Annotated in this window: 14 protein-coding genes; 9 read left to right on the top strand and 5 right to left on the bottom strand. The window is 68.9% G+C overall.

Annotation, left to right across the window (positions count from 1 at the left end):
• A partial coding sequence (locus GA0115259_RS26790) for a metallophosphoesterase (RefSeq protein ID WP_093601788.1) occupies positions 1–848 on the bottom strand: 848 nt, incomplete at its 3' end.
• Positions 849–925: 77 nt separating this feature from the next.
• Here GA0115259_RS26790 and GA0115259_RS26785 point away from each other — a divergent pair.
• Entirely contained in the window at positions 926–1387 is a 462-nt protein-coding gene (locus tag GA0115259_RS26785) for a GatB/YqeY domain-containing protein (protein WP_093601786.1), read from the top strand.
• Positions 1388–1612: 225 nt separating this feature from the next.
• Here GA0115259_RS26785 and GA0115259_RS26780 read toward each other — a convergent pair whose 3' ends face one another.
• A complete protein-coding gene (locus GA0115259_RS26780; protein WP_093601784.1) occupies positions 1613–3889 on the bottom strand; it encodes a transglycosylase domain-containing protein in 2277 nt (758 codons plus the stop codon).
• 397 nt (positions 3890–4286) lie between these two features.
• Between GA0115259_RS26780 and GA0115259_RS26770 the strand changes: the two genes are divergently transcribed.
• Positions 4287–4631, top strand: a complete 345-nt coding sequence (locus tag GA0115259_RS26770) for a WhiB family transcriptional regulator (protein ID WP_030353248.1) — start codon at positions 4287–4289, stop codon at positions 4629–4631.
• A gap of 329 nt (positions 4632–4960) precedes the next feature.
• Here the strand turns inward: GA0115259_RS26770 and GA0115259_RS26765 are convergent, their stop codons facing one another.
• Both GA0115259_RS26765 and GA0115259_RS26760 read right to left on the bottom strand, forming a co-directional pair.
• The gene (locus GA0115259_RS26765; protein ID WP_161230474.1) at positions 4961–6391 is read right to left on the bottom strand and encodes an ATPase BagB; all 1431 of its coding nucleotides are present in this window, start codon (positions 6389–6391) and stop codon (positions 4961–4963) included.
• Positions 6388–7353, bottom strand: a complete 966-nt coding sequence (locus GA0115259_RS26760) for an ATPase BagA (protein WP_093601780.1) — start codon at positions 7351–7353, stop codon at positions 6388–6390. The genes GA0115259_RS26765 and GA0115259_RS26760 overlap by 4 nt, the downstream gene beginning before the upstream one ends.
• 72 nt (positions 7354–7425) lie before the next feature.
• Here GA0115259_RS26760 and GA0115259_RS26755 point away from each other — a divergent pair, with 72 nt between their 5' ends.
• From GA0115259_RS26755 to GA0115259_RS26740, 4 genes are all read left to right on the top strand, one after another.
• Positions 7426–7587, top strand: coding sequence for a DUF4177 domain-containing protein (locus GA0115259_RS26755; protein WP_093601778.1), 162 nt, complete (start codon positions 7426–7428; stop codon positions 7585–7587).
• Positions 7584–8054, top strand: coding sequence for a RidA family protein (locus GA0115259_RS26750; RefSeq protein ID WP_093601776.1), 471 nt, complete (start codon positions 7584–7586; stop codon positions 8052–8054). Before GA0115259_RS26755 ends, GA0115259_RS26750 begins: the two co-directional genes overlap by 4 nt.
• 147 nt (positions 8055–8201) lie before the next feature.
• Entirely contained in the window at positions 8202–9182 is a 981-nt protein-coding gene (locus GA0115259_RS26745; RefSeq protein WP_093601774.1) for an NUDIX hydrolase, read from the top strand.
• Positions 9179–10009, top strand: coding sequence for an MBL fold metallo-hydrolase (locus GA0115259_RS26740; protein ID WP_093601772.1), 831 nt, complete (start codon positions 9179–9181; stop codon positions 10007–10009). Before GA0115259_RS26745 ends, GA0115259_RS26740 begins: the two co-directional genes overlap by 4 nt.
• Positions 10010–10084: 75 nt before the next feature.
• On the opposite strand, the gene GA0115259_RS26735 is transcribed toward GA0115259_RS26740, so the two are convergent.
• On the bottom strand, positions 10085–10759 hold the full coding sequence (locus GA0115259_RS26735; protein WP_015034542.1) for a Crp/Fnr family transcriptional regulator: 675 nt from the start codon (positions 10757–10759) through the stop codon (positions 10085–10087).
• Positions 10760–11043: 284 nt separating this feature from the next.
• Between GA0115259_RS26735 and nth the strand changes: the two genes are divergently transcribed.
• From nth to GA0115259_RS26720, 3 genes are all read left to right on the top strand, one after another.
• Positions 11044–11919 carry an endonuclease III gene (gene nth / locus GA0115259_RS26730; RefSeq protein WP_093601790.1) on the top strand — a complete coding sequence of 292 codons (876 nt, stop codon included), beginning with the start codon at positions 11044–11046 and terminating at the stop codon, positions 11917–11919.
• Positions 11920–12033: 114 nt separating this feature from the next.
• Entirely contained in the window at positions 12034–12741 is a 708-nt protein-coding gene (locus GA0115259_RS26725; protein ID WP_093601770.1) for an NUDIX hydrolase, read from the top strand.
• Positions 12742–12902: 161 nt separating this feature from the next.
• Positions 12903–14102: a MarP family serine protease gene (locus GA0115259_RS26720; RefSeq protein ID WP_093601768.1), complete on the top strand. Its 1200-nt coding sequence runs from the start codon at positions 12903–12905 to the stop codon at positions 14100–14102.
• Positions 14103–14232: the final 130 nt, after the last annotated feature.

Genomic DNA, 14232 nt, shown 5'->3' with positions numbered 1-14232 from the left:
CAGCCCGCGGAGACGTGGAGGTAGGAGGTGTGGCCGGCGGAGTGGTGGGTGGAGAGGCCCTTGACGCGGTCCGTGTCCAAGTCGCAGTTGGTGACCAGCGCTCCGTAGAAAGGGATGCAGAGCTGGCCGCCATGGGTGTGGCCCGCCAGGATCAAGGGGTAGCCGTCGGCGGTGAAGGCGTCCAGGGAGCGGAGATACGGCGCGTGCACCACGCCGATCGAGAGGTCCGCGTCCTGCTCGGGGCCGCCCGCGACCCGCTCGTATCTGTCCCGCTTGATGTGCGGGTCGTCCACGCCCGTGAAGGCGATCTCCTGGCCGTCGATCTTGAGCCGGCCGCGGGAGTTGTTCAGGCCCACCCAGCCCGCCGCGTCGAAGGCGTCGCGCATCGGCTCCCACGGGTTGTGCACCGCGGAGACGGCCGGAGCGTTGCCGTTCAGGCCGTGGCGTCCCTGGGCCTTCTCGAAGAAGTAACGCGCCGGGTTACGGAGCTTCGGCCCGTAGTAGTCGTTCGAGCCGAAGACATAGACGCCCGGGAACTCCATCAGCGGGCCCAGCGCGTCCAGTACCTCCGGTACGCCCTCCGGGTCCGAGAGGTTGTCGCCCGTGTTCACGATGAAGTCGGGCCGCAGTCCCGCCAGCGACTGGAGCCACCGCTGCTTCTTGCGCTGGCCGCTCACCATATGGATGTCGGAGACCTGGAGCACCCGGAGATCACGCATGCCCCGCGGCAGCACCGGGACGGAGATCCGTCGCAGTCGGAACGAACGGGCTTCGAAGCCGGCGGCGTAGGCGAGGCCGGCCGCTCCGACCGCCGCGATTCCCAGGGGTACTCCGTAGCGTGCGCGCATGCGCCCATCGTCGCAGACACCGTACCGACGCGTAATCCGTGGGCGGCCACGACGGTGCACCTGCCACACTTGGCCTCATGACCAGCCTTAAGTCCAAGCTGAAGGAAGACCTCACCGAGGCCATCAGGGCACGCGACGAGCTGCGCTCCGCCACGCTCCGGCTGACGCTCTCCGCGATCACCAAGGAGGAGGTCTCGGGCACCACGGCGCGCGAGCTCTCCGACGACGAGGTGCAGAAGGTGATCGCCAAGGAGGCGAAGAAACGCCGTGAGGCGGCGGAGGCCTTCACCCAGGGAGGGCGCCCGGAGCAGGCCGAGCGGGAGCGGGCGGAGGGCGTACTCCTTGATGCGTACCTGCCGAAGCAGCTCACCGACGAGGAGCTGGGCGCCATCGTCGCCCAGGCCGTCGAGGAGGCGAAGGCGGCCGGAGCCGAGGGCCCGCGCGCGATGGGTGCCGTGATGAAGATCGTGAACCCCAAGGTCGCGGGCCGCGCCGAGGGCGGTCGCGTCGCCGCCCTCGTCAAGCAGTCCCTCGTCTGAGGCGTCTGAGGTGTCTGAGGCACCTGAGGCGTCTGAGGCACCTGGGGCGTCCGAAGCGTTGGACATCTCAGGTCCCGGGGACTGAGCGCTGACGTCGCTCCTCTTCTCGCGCCGCCTCGCCTCGCCCCTTCAGGCCCCGCCCCCAGGCAACACATACAGAAGCGCCCGGTCAGTGATTTCTCGCCGACCGGGCGCCTCTGTCACCTCATATGTTCAGCCCAGCGCCTACGGGAAGTTCCCGCCGCCGTCCTGGCCGCCGTTCCCGTTTCCGCCGCCGTTCTGGCCGCCGCCCAGCAGGCCCGACGTCGAGCTGCCCGGTCCGCCAGGTCCGCCCGGAAGCGGACCCTGGGTGCCGCCCGGCCTGCCGTTCTGGCCGCCGTTGTCCTGTCCGGCGTTCTCCTGGCCCGCGTCGGTGCCCGGCTTGTTCGGGTCCTCCTCCGGGGCCTTCGGCGCGTCCGGGATGCTGATCTCGTTGAAGCCCGGAGCCGGCCTGCCGTCCAGCGCGCCGGACATCGCGTCCTTCCAGATCGGTCCCGGAACCTCACCACCGAAGACCTTGTCCTGGTACTCGCCGCCGATGGTGATGTCGACCATCTTCCTGGAGTGCCGCGGGTCACCGACCCAGACCGCGCCCGACATATTGGGCGTGTAGCCCACGAACCAGGCCGCGTAGCGGAAGTCCGTCGTACCGGTCTTGCCCGCGCTCGGCCGGCTGCCGAGGCCCGCCTGCTGTCCCGTACCGTCCTCCACCACGCCCTTCAGCAGCGTGTTGATGGTGTCGGCGGTGGTCTCGGACATCGCCCGGTCGCACTTCGACTTCGGCACCGGCATCGGCTTCTTGTTCGGGCCGAGGATCGACTCGATCGCGACCGGAGTGCAGTACGTACCGCGGCTGGCGAAGGTGGCGTACGCCGACGCCATGGTCAGCGGCGACACCTCCTGCGTGCCCAGGGTGATCGAAGGAACCTGCTGGATCTTCTTCCCGTCGGCCCGCTTCACACCCATCTTCGTGGCCAGCTCGGTCACCGGGCAGACACCGATCTCACTGATGAGCTGTACGTAGTACGTGTTGACCGACTTGGCGGTCGCTTCCTTCATCGAGTACGGCCCGACCTCGGCCTCGTTCTCGTTCTCGACCGGGATGTTCTCGTCCGTCCACGGTCCGTCGCAGGTCTGCACCGGAGTCGGGTACGTCATCTCGTACGGGGAAGGGAAGCTCTGCGTCGCCGGAATGCCTCGCTCCAGTGCTGCCGCCGCGACGATCGGCTTGAAGGTCGAGCCCGGCTGATAGCCCGCGCCACCGCCCATCTTCTGGTCGACGGACAGATTGATCTGGGTCTCGTTCTTCCCGAAGCCGTACGGCCTCGACTGACCCATCGCCAGGATCTTGCCCGTCCCCGGCTCGACGATGGTCAGCGCCGTCGCGACCGGGTCGCTCTGGAAGACATGGTCCTTGATCGACTCCTGGGCCGAGTTCTGCGCCTGCGGATCCAGTGTCGTACGGACCGTCAGCCCGCCCTGGTTCCAGACCTTGGCGCGCTCCTCGCGGTCCTTGCCGAAGACGGGATCGTTGAGGAAGACCGAGCGTACGTAGTCACAGAAGAAGCCGGCCCCGCTGACCGCCGTGATGCAGCCGTTCTTGGGCCGGCTCACATTGAGCTTGATCGGCGTGGCCTTGGCGCGGTCGGCCTCCGCCTGCGAGATGTCACGGACGTCGGCCATCCGCTGGAGCACGGTGTTGCGCCGCTTGGTGGCCTCCTCCTCGTCGTTGACGGGGTCGTAGCGGCTCGGCGACTGGACGATGCCCGCGAGCATCGCCGCCTCCTCCACCTTCAGATCCTTGGCGGGCTTGGAGAAGTAGCGCTGGGCGGCGGCCTCGATGCCGTACGCCTGCTGCCCGAAGAAGGTGATGTTCAGATAGTTCTCCAGGATCTTCTTCTTGCCCAGCTCCTCCTCGACCTGGATCGCGTACTTCAGCTCCTGGATCTTGCGGCCCAGGGTCTGCTGGGTGGCCGCGGCGACCTTCTCCGGATCGTCGCCGGCCTCCTCCACGAATACGTTCTTCACATACTGCTGGGTCAGCGTCGAGGCGCCCTGGGCGACGCCGCCCGACTGCGCGTTGCGGTTGAGCGCCCGCAGCACGCCCTTGAGGTCGACGGCCCCGTGCTCGTAGAACCGCGAGTCCTCGATCGCGACGATCGCCTTCTGCATGTACGGGGAGATGTCCTTGAGCGGTACGACCGTGCGGTCGCGGGAGTAGACCGTGGCGATACGGCCGCCCTTCGAGTCCAGGATCGTGGTGCGCTGGCTCAGCGGCGGCGTCTTGAGATTGGCGGGGATCTCGTCGAATCCCTCGACCGTTCCCTTGGCCGCGAGCCCCAGCGCACCGAAGGCCGGCAGGGCGATTCCTGCCAGCACCGCTCCCGCGAGCACGCTGACACCGAGGAACTTGGCGGCCTGCTGGGTCCCGGTCAGACCCCCGCCCGAGCGCTTCTTTGGCATGAGGGCAGCCTACGTTCTCATTCGCCGGACACGCGTCAAGGCTCTGGCCTAAGCTGTGCCCAACTGTCACAGCCACGCGGTTGCGCATCAAGCCCCGGACATGAACTTCCTGTGAACCCCGAAGCATGGGAAGCGCTGTCCGGTACGCCCCCACCTGCTAGCTGATGCCCGTTGTGACCCAAGCGAGATGCCTGACTATGTCGGATCAGTCGACTATGCCCTCGGGTCACTCCCCTGGGTGATCTGCCGCGTACGCATAGTCCGTTCGGACCATTCAAGATTGGGCCCGAAGGGGGTGTTGCGCTGTGCCCGCCTTCCGTAACGTCCTCAACTGGCAACGGTGAATATGCCGCTGCCGCCGTGGGGGAGCCTCAATTCGGGAGAGGACGGCGCCAGCATGGGCTGGGTAACCGACTGGAGTGCGCAGGCAGCTTGCCGCACTACCGATCCAGATGAACTGTTTGTGCAGGGTGCGGCGCAGAACAGGGCCAAGGCGGTGTGCACCGGATGTCCGGTGCGTACGGAATGCCTGGCCGACGCGCTGGACAACCGCGTCGAATTCGGCGTGTGGGGCGGGATGACCGAGCGGGAGCGCCGCGCACTGCTGCGCAGGCGTCCGACCGTCACTTCTTGGCGACGGCTGCTTGAGACCGCGCGCACGGAGTACGAGCGCAGCGCGGGCCTGCTGCCCGTGGGCTTGGAGGATGACGAAACGTACGAGACGTACGCGGCGGTCGGGTAGCCACACGGCGCATGTCGGTCGGCCAGTCACGCGGTCGGCCAGTCACGTCGGTCGATACGCCGGCAGGCGGGCAGGCAGGTGCGTGTGGTCCGGTCCGATCCGTGGCCGGTGGTTCTGTCACGTGCTCGTCTGTGCCATGTGCTCGTCCGTCAGGTGTCAGGTGCTCGGTCTGTCATGTCTCCATCCCTGCAAGGTCCCTGGGGGCTGCTGGGAAGTCGTCAAGCCAGAAGTCATTGAGTAAGTAAGCAGGTCAGGACGGTCCCAAGGGACTTCCTGCGAGGCTGCCGCGGCTCGATCAGCCGTGCCGCCCACCACGACGTCTCCGCCGCTCAGGTCGTAGCACGACCATCCGCGAGACGATCACCGATGGCCCTGAGCCCTGCGAGGTCGTGAACATCGCCCGGCAGGGCGGCCACTTCGGCCACCGCCACCTCAGGATGGAGCGCGGTGAAACGGTCACGCGTCCGCTCTTCACGCGCGAGCACCTGCATACGCTCGGCGTGCAGGCGCAGCAGACCCGCGGTCAGTTGTTCCACACTTGTGACAGACGTATGTGCGGAAGTACGTACGTCAGCGTCTTGCGCGGACGCGGAATCCGCAGCGCGCTCTGACGGCGCGGATGGGTCGGACGGATCAGACGGGTCGGATGGTGCTGGTGCGGGCGGCGGCTCGGACAGGGGGGGTGCGGGCGCGGTGGGGTCGGGCGAGTGATGTACGGCGGCTTCTGCGGCTTCGTGCGCCTCGGCGGCTTCGGGAGAAAAGCCGTCCGGGGCAGCACTGCCACGAACATGAGCTTTCCCAGCCATCTGATCCACAATGCGGCTCTCTTCAAGATTTTCTGCCGCGGCCCGCGCCCGCTCGGCCGACAACCGGGCGGCGCCGCTGCCATGGACACGGTTGAGGACCAGTCCGGCCAGCGGCATCTCCTCGGCGGCCAGCCGCTCCACGAAGTACGCGGCCTCCCGCAGCGCGTCCCGTTCCGGCGCCGCGACCACCAGAAACGCCGTGCCCGGCGCCTGGAGCAGCCGGTACGTGGCATCGGCGCGCGTACGGAACCCGCCGAACATCGTGTCCATCGCCGTCACGAACGTCTGTACATCGCGCAGGAACTGACCTCCGAGCAGCTTTCCGAGCGTGCCCGTCATCATCGACATACCGACATTCAGAAACTTCATCCCGGCCCGGCCGCCCATCTTCGCCGGAGCCATCAGCAGTCTGATGAACTTCCCGTCCAGGAAGGAGCCGAGGCGCTTCGGCGCGTCCAGGAAGTCCAGCGCCGAGCGCGAGGGCGGAGTGTCGACGACGATCAGATCCCACTCGTCGCGGGCCCGTAGCTGGCCGAGCTTCTCCATCGCCATGTACTCCTGCGTGCCCGCGAAACCGGCCGACAGGGACTGGTAGAAGGGATTCTCCAGAATCGCGCGGGCCCGTTCCGTGTCCGCGTGCGCCTCGACGATCTCGTCGAAGGTCCGCTTCATGTCGAGCATCATGGCGTGCAGTTCGCCCGGTCCCTCGATGCCCTTGACCTGCCGCGGAGTGTTGCCGAGCGCGTCGATGCCCATGGACTGGGCGAGTCGGCGGGCCGGATCGATGGTGAGGACGACCACCTTCCGGCCGCGCTCCGCCGCCCGTACGCCCAGAGCCGCCGCGGTCGTCGTCTTGCCGACGCCTCCTGAGCCGCAGCACACGATGATGCGGGTGGCCGGATCGTCGAGCAGCGGATCGATTTCGAGCGGCGCGGCTGCCGGATCCAGCGTCATGAGAAGGCCTTCCCGAGTTGCCGTAGCTCCCTCGCCAGCCGGTAGAGACCGGCGAGGTCTATTCCTTCCCCGATCAGCGGGAGTTCGTATGTCGGCAGCCCGAGCTTGCTCAGGACCGCCCTCTGCTCCCGCTCCAGCTCCACTCGCTGGGCGTGTTCCGCGGCCTGTTCGAGCAGCGGACCGACAAGCTTCGTCGGCGCGCTCACTCCGGCCGCCGCGAGCGCCTTGGCGACCTCCTTACGACGGTCGCCCGCCGCGGCGCGCACAGCGGCCTCATCGAGAACATGTGGCCGCACCATATTCACAATGACCTTGCCGACCGGCAGCTCGGCGGCCTGTAGCTCGGCGACACCGTCCGCGGTCTCCTGGACGGGCATCTCCTCCAGCAGCGTCACCAGATGCACCGCCGTGTCGGGCGACTTCAGGACGCGCATCACGGCCTGCGCCTGATTGTGTATCGGGCCGATCTTCGCCAGTCCCGCCACTTCGTCGTTCACATTCAGAAAGCGGGTGATACGACCGGTGGGCGGCGCGTCCATCACCACGTAGTCATAAGTGAAACGTCCCTGCTTGTCCCGGCGCCGTACCGCCTCACACGCCTTGCCGGTCAGCAGTACGTCCCTGACGCCGGGCGCGATCGTCGTGGCGAAGTCGATCGCGCCGATCTTCTTCAGCGCCCGGCCCGCGCTGCCGAGTTTGTAGAACATCTGGAGATAGTCGAGAAGGGCGCGCTCGGCGTCGATGGCCAGCGCGTACACCTCGCCGCCGCCCGAGGCGACGGCGATCTTCCGCTCCTCGTACGGAAGGGCCTCCGTCTCGAAGAGCTGCGCGATCCCCTGTCTGCCCTCGACCTCGACGAGGAGCGTGCGCTTGCCCTCCGTCGCGAGGGCGAGCGCGAGTGCGGCGGCGACCGTCGTCTTACCGGTGCCGCCCTTGCCGCTGACGACCTGGAGCCTGCTCACACATTCGAGCCTAACCAGTAGGGTCCCGGGCTACGCACGAGGCCGCCGCGCGGTGCGGCTACAGTCGGGCCCATGACCAAGTGGGAGTACGCGACCGTGCCTCTTCTCGTGCACGCGACCAAGCAGATTCTGGACACCTGGGGCGAGGACGGCTGGGAGCTCGTCCAGGTCGTTCCCGGGCCGAACAATCCCGAGCAGCTCGTGGCTTATCTGAAGCGGGAGAAGACCGCATGAGCGGAGCCGTCGAGGCCGCCCTCGCCGAGCTGGGGCTGAAGCTGCCCGAGGTCGTACCGCCGCTGGCCGCCTATCAGCCGGCGGTCAGGACGGGTGCGTACGTCTACACCTCGGGACAGCTTCCGATGGTGGAGGGCAAGCTTCCGGTCACCGGCAAGGTGGGCGCCGAGGTCACCGCGGAAGAGGCCAAGGAGCTCGCCCGTATCTGCGCGCTCAACGCGCTGGCCGCCGTGAAGTCGGTCACCGGCGATCTGGACCGTATCGCCCGTGTGGTCAAGGTCGTGGGCTTTGTCGCCTCGGCCGCGGACTTCACCGGGCAGCCGGCCGTCCTGAACGGTGCGAGCGAGCTGCTCGGACAGGTCCTCGGCGACCGGGGCGTGCACGCGCGCAGCGCCGTCGGCGTGGCGGTGCTGCCGCTGGATTCACCGGTCGAGGTCGAGATCCAGGTCGAGCTGACCGAGGACTGAGGCGTAGGCATAGACGTACGAGGGCAGGGCAGGGCAGGGCCGGGCGCGGCAGGGCGGAACAGTCTGTCGCCTGGCCTGTGTGGCCGGACCACATGCTCCTCACGAGGGCCTCTCGAACATCACCGCTTCAGCGCATAGCATCCGGCCATGCCCAATGGTCAGTGGTACCCGCCCGAATGGCCCGTGCGGATCCGTGCCCTCGCCGCCGGTGAGATCACCGCGGCGACTCCCCGGCGGGCCGCGACGGTGATGCTCCTGCGCGACGGTCCGGGCGGTCCGGCCACTCCGGGCAATCCAGGTGGTCCGGCCGCTCCGGGCGGCTCCGACCGTACGGCTGGTTCCGACCGTACGGCCGGTTCCGGCGGCCCGGGTCCCTTCGGCCCGGGTCCCTTCGTACACATGCTGCGGCGCCGCGCCTCCATGGCCTTCGCCGCCGGCGCGTACGTGTATCCGGGCGGCGGAGTCGATCCACGCGACAACGACCGGCTCATCGGCTGGGCCGGTCCCGGCCGCGACGTATGGGCACGCCGGCTCGGCGTCGACGCCGCCTCCGCACAGGCCATCGTGTGCGCGGCGGTACGGGAGACCTACGAGGAGGCCGGAGTCCTGCTCGCGGGCGAGTCCGCGGAGAGCGTCGTGAGCGACACCACGGGCGACGACTGGGAGGCCGACCGCGCCGCCCTGGTCGACCGCGGGCTGTCCTTCGCGGACTTCCTGGACCGCCGCGGACTGGTGCTGCGCAGCGATCTGCTCGGCGCGTGGACCCGCTGGATCACGCCGGAGTTCGAGCCGCGCCGCTACGACACCTGGTTCTTCGTGGCCGCGCTGCCGACCGGTCAGCGTACGAGGAACGCCTCCACGGAGGCCGACCGTACGGTGTGGATCCGCCCCGCCGAGGCGACGGCGGCGTACGACAAGGGCGAGCTGCTGATGATGCCGCCGACCGTCTCGACGCTGCGTCAGCTCCAGTCGTACCGTACGGCCGCCGAGGCGCTCGCCGGTGCCGAGGGCCGCGATATGACGCCCGTACTGGCCACGGCACGGCTGGAGGACGGGGAGCTGGTGCTGAGCTGGCCGGGACACGACGAGTTCACCAAGCGAGTCGACCCGACCGGAGGTCCTCGATGACCGACGCCGCCGCTCTCCCCGGACAGCCGCGTGGCGGAGCGCTCTCCGGTCCGGCCACCGCGCGCGCCATCAATGTCCTCGCCCCGAACCCGTCCGCGATGACTCTGGACGGCACCAACACCTGGATCGTCTCCGAACCGGGCTCCGAGTCGGCGGTCGTCATCGATCCGGGCCCGCTGGACGAGGCACATCTCCGAGCGGTCGTCGCCGTCGCCGAGAAGGCCGGCAAGCGGATCGCGCTGACCCTGCTCACCCATGGCCATCCGGACCACGCGGACGGCGCGGCGCGCTTCGCCGCGCTGACACGTACCCATGTACGGGCCCTGGACCCGGCGCTGCGGCTGGGCGACGAGGGACTGGGGGCCGGCGACGTCATCACCACCGGCGGTCTTGAGCTACGGGTCGTGCCCACGCCCGGCCACACCGCCGACTCGCTCTCCTTCCATCTGCCCGCCGACCGCGCGGTGCTGACCGGAGACACCGTCCTCGGCCGCGGTACCACGCTGGTCGCCCATCCGGACGGCAGGCTCGGCGACTATCTCGACTCCCTGCGCCGGCTGCGCTCGCTCACGGTCGACGACGGCGTCCATACGGTGCTGCCGGGCCACGGTCCCGTACTGGACGACGCCCAGGGCGCGGTCGAGTTCTATCTCGCCCACCGGGCCAGCCGGCTCGCCCAGATCGAGACGGCCGTCGAGAACGGCTACCGCACGCCCTCCGAGGTGGTCGCCCATGTCTACGCGGCTGTCGACCGGTCCCTCTGGCCGGCGGCCGAACTCTCCGTAAGGGCACAGTTGGAGTATCTGCGCGAGCACGGGCTCATCTAGATCCTGCCCTGCCCTGTCCTGTCCCGACGTGCCGAAGGGTCCTTCCGGGATGGAAGGACCCTCCTTTCGAGCCGGTCAGCGCGAGCGCTTCGCGAGGCGCTCCACGTCCAGCAGGATCACCGCGCGCGCCTCCAGCCGCAGCCAGCCGCGCTGCGCGAAGTCGGCCAGCGCCTTGTTGACGGTCTCACGGGACGCGCCGACGAGCTGTGCCAGCTCCTCCTGCGTCAGGTCGTGCACGACATGGATGCCTTCCTCGGACTGCACACCGAAGCGGCGCGACAGATCGAGGAGCGCACGAGCCACCCGGCCGGGAACATCGGAGAAGACCAGGTCGGACATCTGGTCATTGGTCTTGCGCAGCCTGCGGGCGACGGCGCGCAGCAGGGCCGTGGCCACCTCCGGGCGGGCGTTCAGCCAGGGCTGGAGATCGCCGTGGCCCAGACCGAGGAGCTTGACCTCGGTGAGCGCGGTAGCGGTGGCGGTGCGCGGGCCCGGATCGAAGAGGGACAGCTCGCCGATCAGCTCACCGGGGCCGAGCACGGCCAGCATGTTCTCGCGGCCGTCGGGGGAGGTGCGGTGGAGCTTGACCTTGCCTTCGGTGACCACGTACAGCCGGTCGCCGGGGTCGCCCTCGTGGAAGAGCGCGTCACCGCGCGCGAGCGTCGCTTCACTCATCGAGGCGCGCAGCTCTGCCGCCTGCTCGTCGTCGAGCGCCGCGAAGAGCGGGGCACGCCGCAGAACGTCGTCCACGTGTTCTCTCCTTGTCGACCTGCTCAGGGAACCGTGGTCCCCACCTGCGCGGGGACCGTCGTCCCCATGATGCCGTACGTGCCGCTTCTTCTCGGGTGGCTTGGCATCCCTGGACCGTTCGGCCCTCCACCGGATTCCGCTTGTCCGAAACCATGCGATCGGTCACAAGTTTGACGCACGAACGTCCGGACATGTGCCCGTGAGGCCGATTCGAGTGGCGATCGGCCATGGCCGGGGCGGATGTCGGTGTGGGGCTTTACGCTGGCCGGGTGTCGAATCCGCCGATGACAGCGCAGGCCAAGGGGGCTGAAAGAGTGTCCGCGGAGCCAAATTCCGCTGTGGGCGAACAGCCCTCGGCGAAACCGAAGAAAGCCGCAAAAGCGACAAAAGCCAAGCCGGAGTCGAGACTGGCGATGATCCGCCGGGCCCGGCGGATCAACCGTGAGCTGGCCGAGGTCTATCCGTACGCCCATCCCGAGCTGGACTTCCGGAACCCGTTCGAGCTGCTGGTCGCGACGGTCCTGTCCGCGCAGACCACCGATCTCCGGGTCAACCAGACCACGCCCGCGGTCTTCGCGAAGTATCCGACGCCCGAGGACATGGCCGCGGCCGTGCCGGAGGAGCTGGAGGAGATCATCCGGCCGACCGGCTTCTTCCGGGCGAAGACGAAGTCGCTCATAGGGCTCTCCACGGCCCTGCGCGACCGTTTCGACGGCGAGGTGCCCGGCCGGCTCGACGATCTCGTCTCCCTGCCCGGTGTGGGACGCAAGACGGCGAACGTGGTGCTGGGCAACGCCTTCGGGGTCCCCGGCCTCACCGTCGACACGCACTTCGGCCGGCTCGTCCGGCGCTGGAAGTGGACCGAGCAGGAGGATCCGGAGAAGGTCGAGGCCGAGATCGCGGCGATCTTCCCGAAGAGCGAGTGGACGATGCTCTCGCACCGGGTGATCTTCCACGGCCGCCGTATCTGCCACTCCCGCAAGCCGGCCTGCGGCGCCTGTCCGATCGCGCATCTCTGCCCTTCGTACGGAGAGGGCGAGACGGATCCGGAGAAGGCGCGGAAGCTGCTCAAGTACGAGATGGGCGGATATCCGGGCCAGCGGCTGAACCCGCCGCCCGACTATCCGGGCAAGGCGGCGGCGCCGATGGGCGCCGTATGAACGACGCCTTACGGGATACGTCGCTGCGGGCGCGGGGCGGTCCGGACCGCTCGTACGGGCGGAACGATCCGACGGGCGGCACGCGTTGAGGGACAGGGAGCGACAGGGGTGCGTATGGCACGAACCGACAGGACGTACGGCGATCCGACGGCGACGGAGGTCGCCGTCACCACCGACGGGCTGCCCGACTGGCTCGCGCCCGTCGAGCGCGCCGCGCAGACCGTGGCGCCGGAGCAGCTCAGCCGCTTTCTGCCGCCGGCGAGCGGCGACGGACGGCAGTCCGCCGTGCTGGTCCTCTTCGGCGACGGCCCTCGGGGCCCCGAGCTGCTGCTGATGGAGCGGGCCGGCGGCCTGCGCTCGCATCCGGGCCAGCCCTCGTTCCCGGGCGGCTCTCTCGATCCCGAGGACGGCGATCCCGCGACCACGGGACCGCTCAGGGCGGCACTGCGCGAGGCCGAGGAGGAGACCGGTCTCGACCCTTCGGGCGTCCAGCTCTTCGGCGTGCTGCCGAGGCTCTACATCCCGGTGAGCGGCTTCGTGGTGACGCCGGTCCTCGGCTGGTGGCGCAGCCCCACGCCCGTCGGCGTGGTCGATCCCGCGGAGACGGCCCGCGTCTTCACCGTGCCCGTGGCGGAACTCACGGATCCGGCCAACCGCGCGATCACCCGTCATCCCAGAGGCCATCACAGCCCGGCCTTTCTGGTGGGATCTGCCCTGGTCTGGGGTTTCACGGCCGGAGTGATCGACCGGATTCTGCATTTCGCGGGCTGGGAGCGGCCGTGGGACCGGTCGAAGGAGGTCCCGCTCGACTGGCGCGCATGACAGGCTGACCCTCATGCCGTGCCCTTCCGGGGGCGGTAACCCTTCCGGGGCTCTGTGGCCGTGGCGATGTCCGCCACCGGCCGCCGGGCCCTTGTGCTGCCGGGCCACCGGCCGGGCGGGGCGACCGAGACGTATCTGCGAGGCTAGCGAGGCTATTGACGGTGAACGTGCTGGACATCCTGCTGCTGCTCGCCGCCGTATGGTTCGCGATCGTCGGATACCGCCAAGGGTTCGTCGTCGGCATCCTGTCGGTGATCGGCTTTCTCGGCGGTGGTCTCGTCGCGGTCTATCTGCTCCCCGTGGTCTGGGCCAGGCTCACGGCGGACTCCGAGGTCTCCACGACGGCCGCCGTCGTCGCGGTCGTCATAGTGATCGTCTGTGCCTCCGTCGGCCAGGCCTTCACCACACACCTCGGCAACAAGCTGCGCCGTCACATCACGTGGTCGCCCGCCCGCGCCCTGGATGCCACCGGCGGCGCGCTGGTCAATGTCGTGGCCATGCTGCTGGTCGCCTGGCTGATCGGTTCGGCCCTCGCCGGGACGTCGCTGCCGACGCTCGGAAAGGAGGTCCGCAGCTCCAAGGTGCTGCTCGGCGTCTCCAGGGTGGTGCCCACGCAGGCGTCGGCATGGTTCACGGACTTCTCCTCCGTACTGGCGCAGAACGGCTTCCCGCAGGTCTTCAGCCCGTTCGACAACGAGCCCATCACCGAGGTCCGGCCGCCGGATCCGGCGCTCGCCGGCAGCCCGGTCGCGGCCCGTGCCCAGAACTCGATAGTCAAGGTCGTCGGTACGGCACCGAGCTGCGGCAAGGTCCTCGAAGGTTCCGGTTTCGTCTTCGCCGACCGCCGGGTCATGACCAACGCGCATGTCGTGGGCGGCGTCGAGGAGCCCACGGTCCAGATAGGCGGTCAGGGACGGCTGTACGACGCCAAGGTCGTCCTCTACGACTGGCAGCGCGACATCGCCGTACTGGACGTGCCGAACCTTCCGGCGACGCCGCTTCAGTTCACCGACGCGGACGCGGTGACCGGCGACGGCGCGATCGTCGCGGGCTTCCCGGAGAACGGCGCGTACGACGTGCGCTCGGCGCGGGTTCGCGGTCGTATCAACGCCAACGGGCCGGACATCTACCGCCGCGGCGAGGTGCAGCGCGATGTCTACTCGCTGTTCGCGACCGTACGGCAGGGCAACTCCGGAGGCCCGCTCCTCACGCCCGAGGGCAAGGTGTACGGAGTCATCTTCGCCAGGTCGCTCGACGACCCGCAGACCGGCTACGCCCTGACGGCCGATGAGATCCGCGACGACATCACGCTCGGCAGGACCGCCAACCAGCAGGTCGACACCGATCAGTGCGCGCTGTAGGCGGCACGGCCTCGGCTACGGTCACCGCTCGGCCGCCCTGGGCCCGTTCAGAGCCCAGGGCCCAGGGCCCAGGGCCTCTCGTTTGGATCTTGCCGGGCTCGCGTGCCCGCAGTGACATCAGCCGCTGCCG

This window comes from Streptomyces sp. MnatMP-M17 (assembly GCF_900091995.1).
In the GTDB taxonomy this organism is placed as follows: Bacteria; Actinomycetota; Actinomycetes; order Streptomycetales; family Streptomycetaceae; genus Streptomyces.
This window is presented reverse-complemented; position numbering and strand designations above follow the sequence as displayed.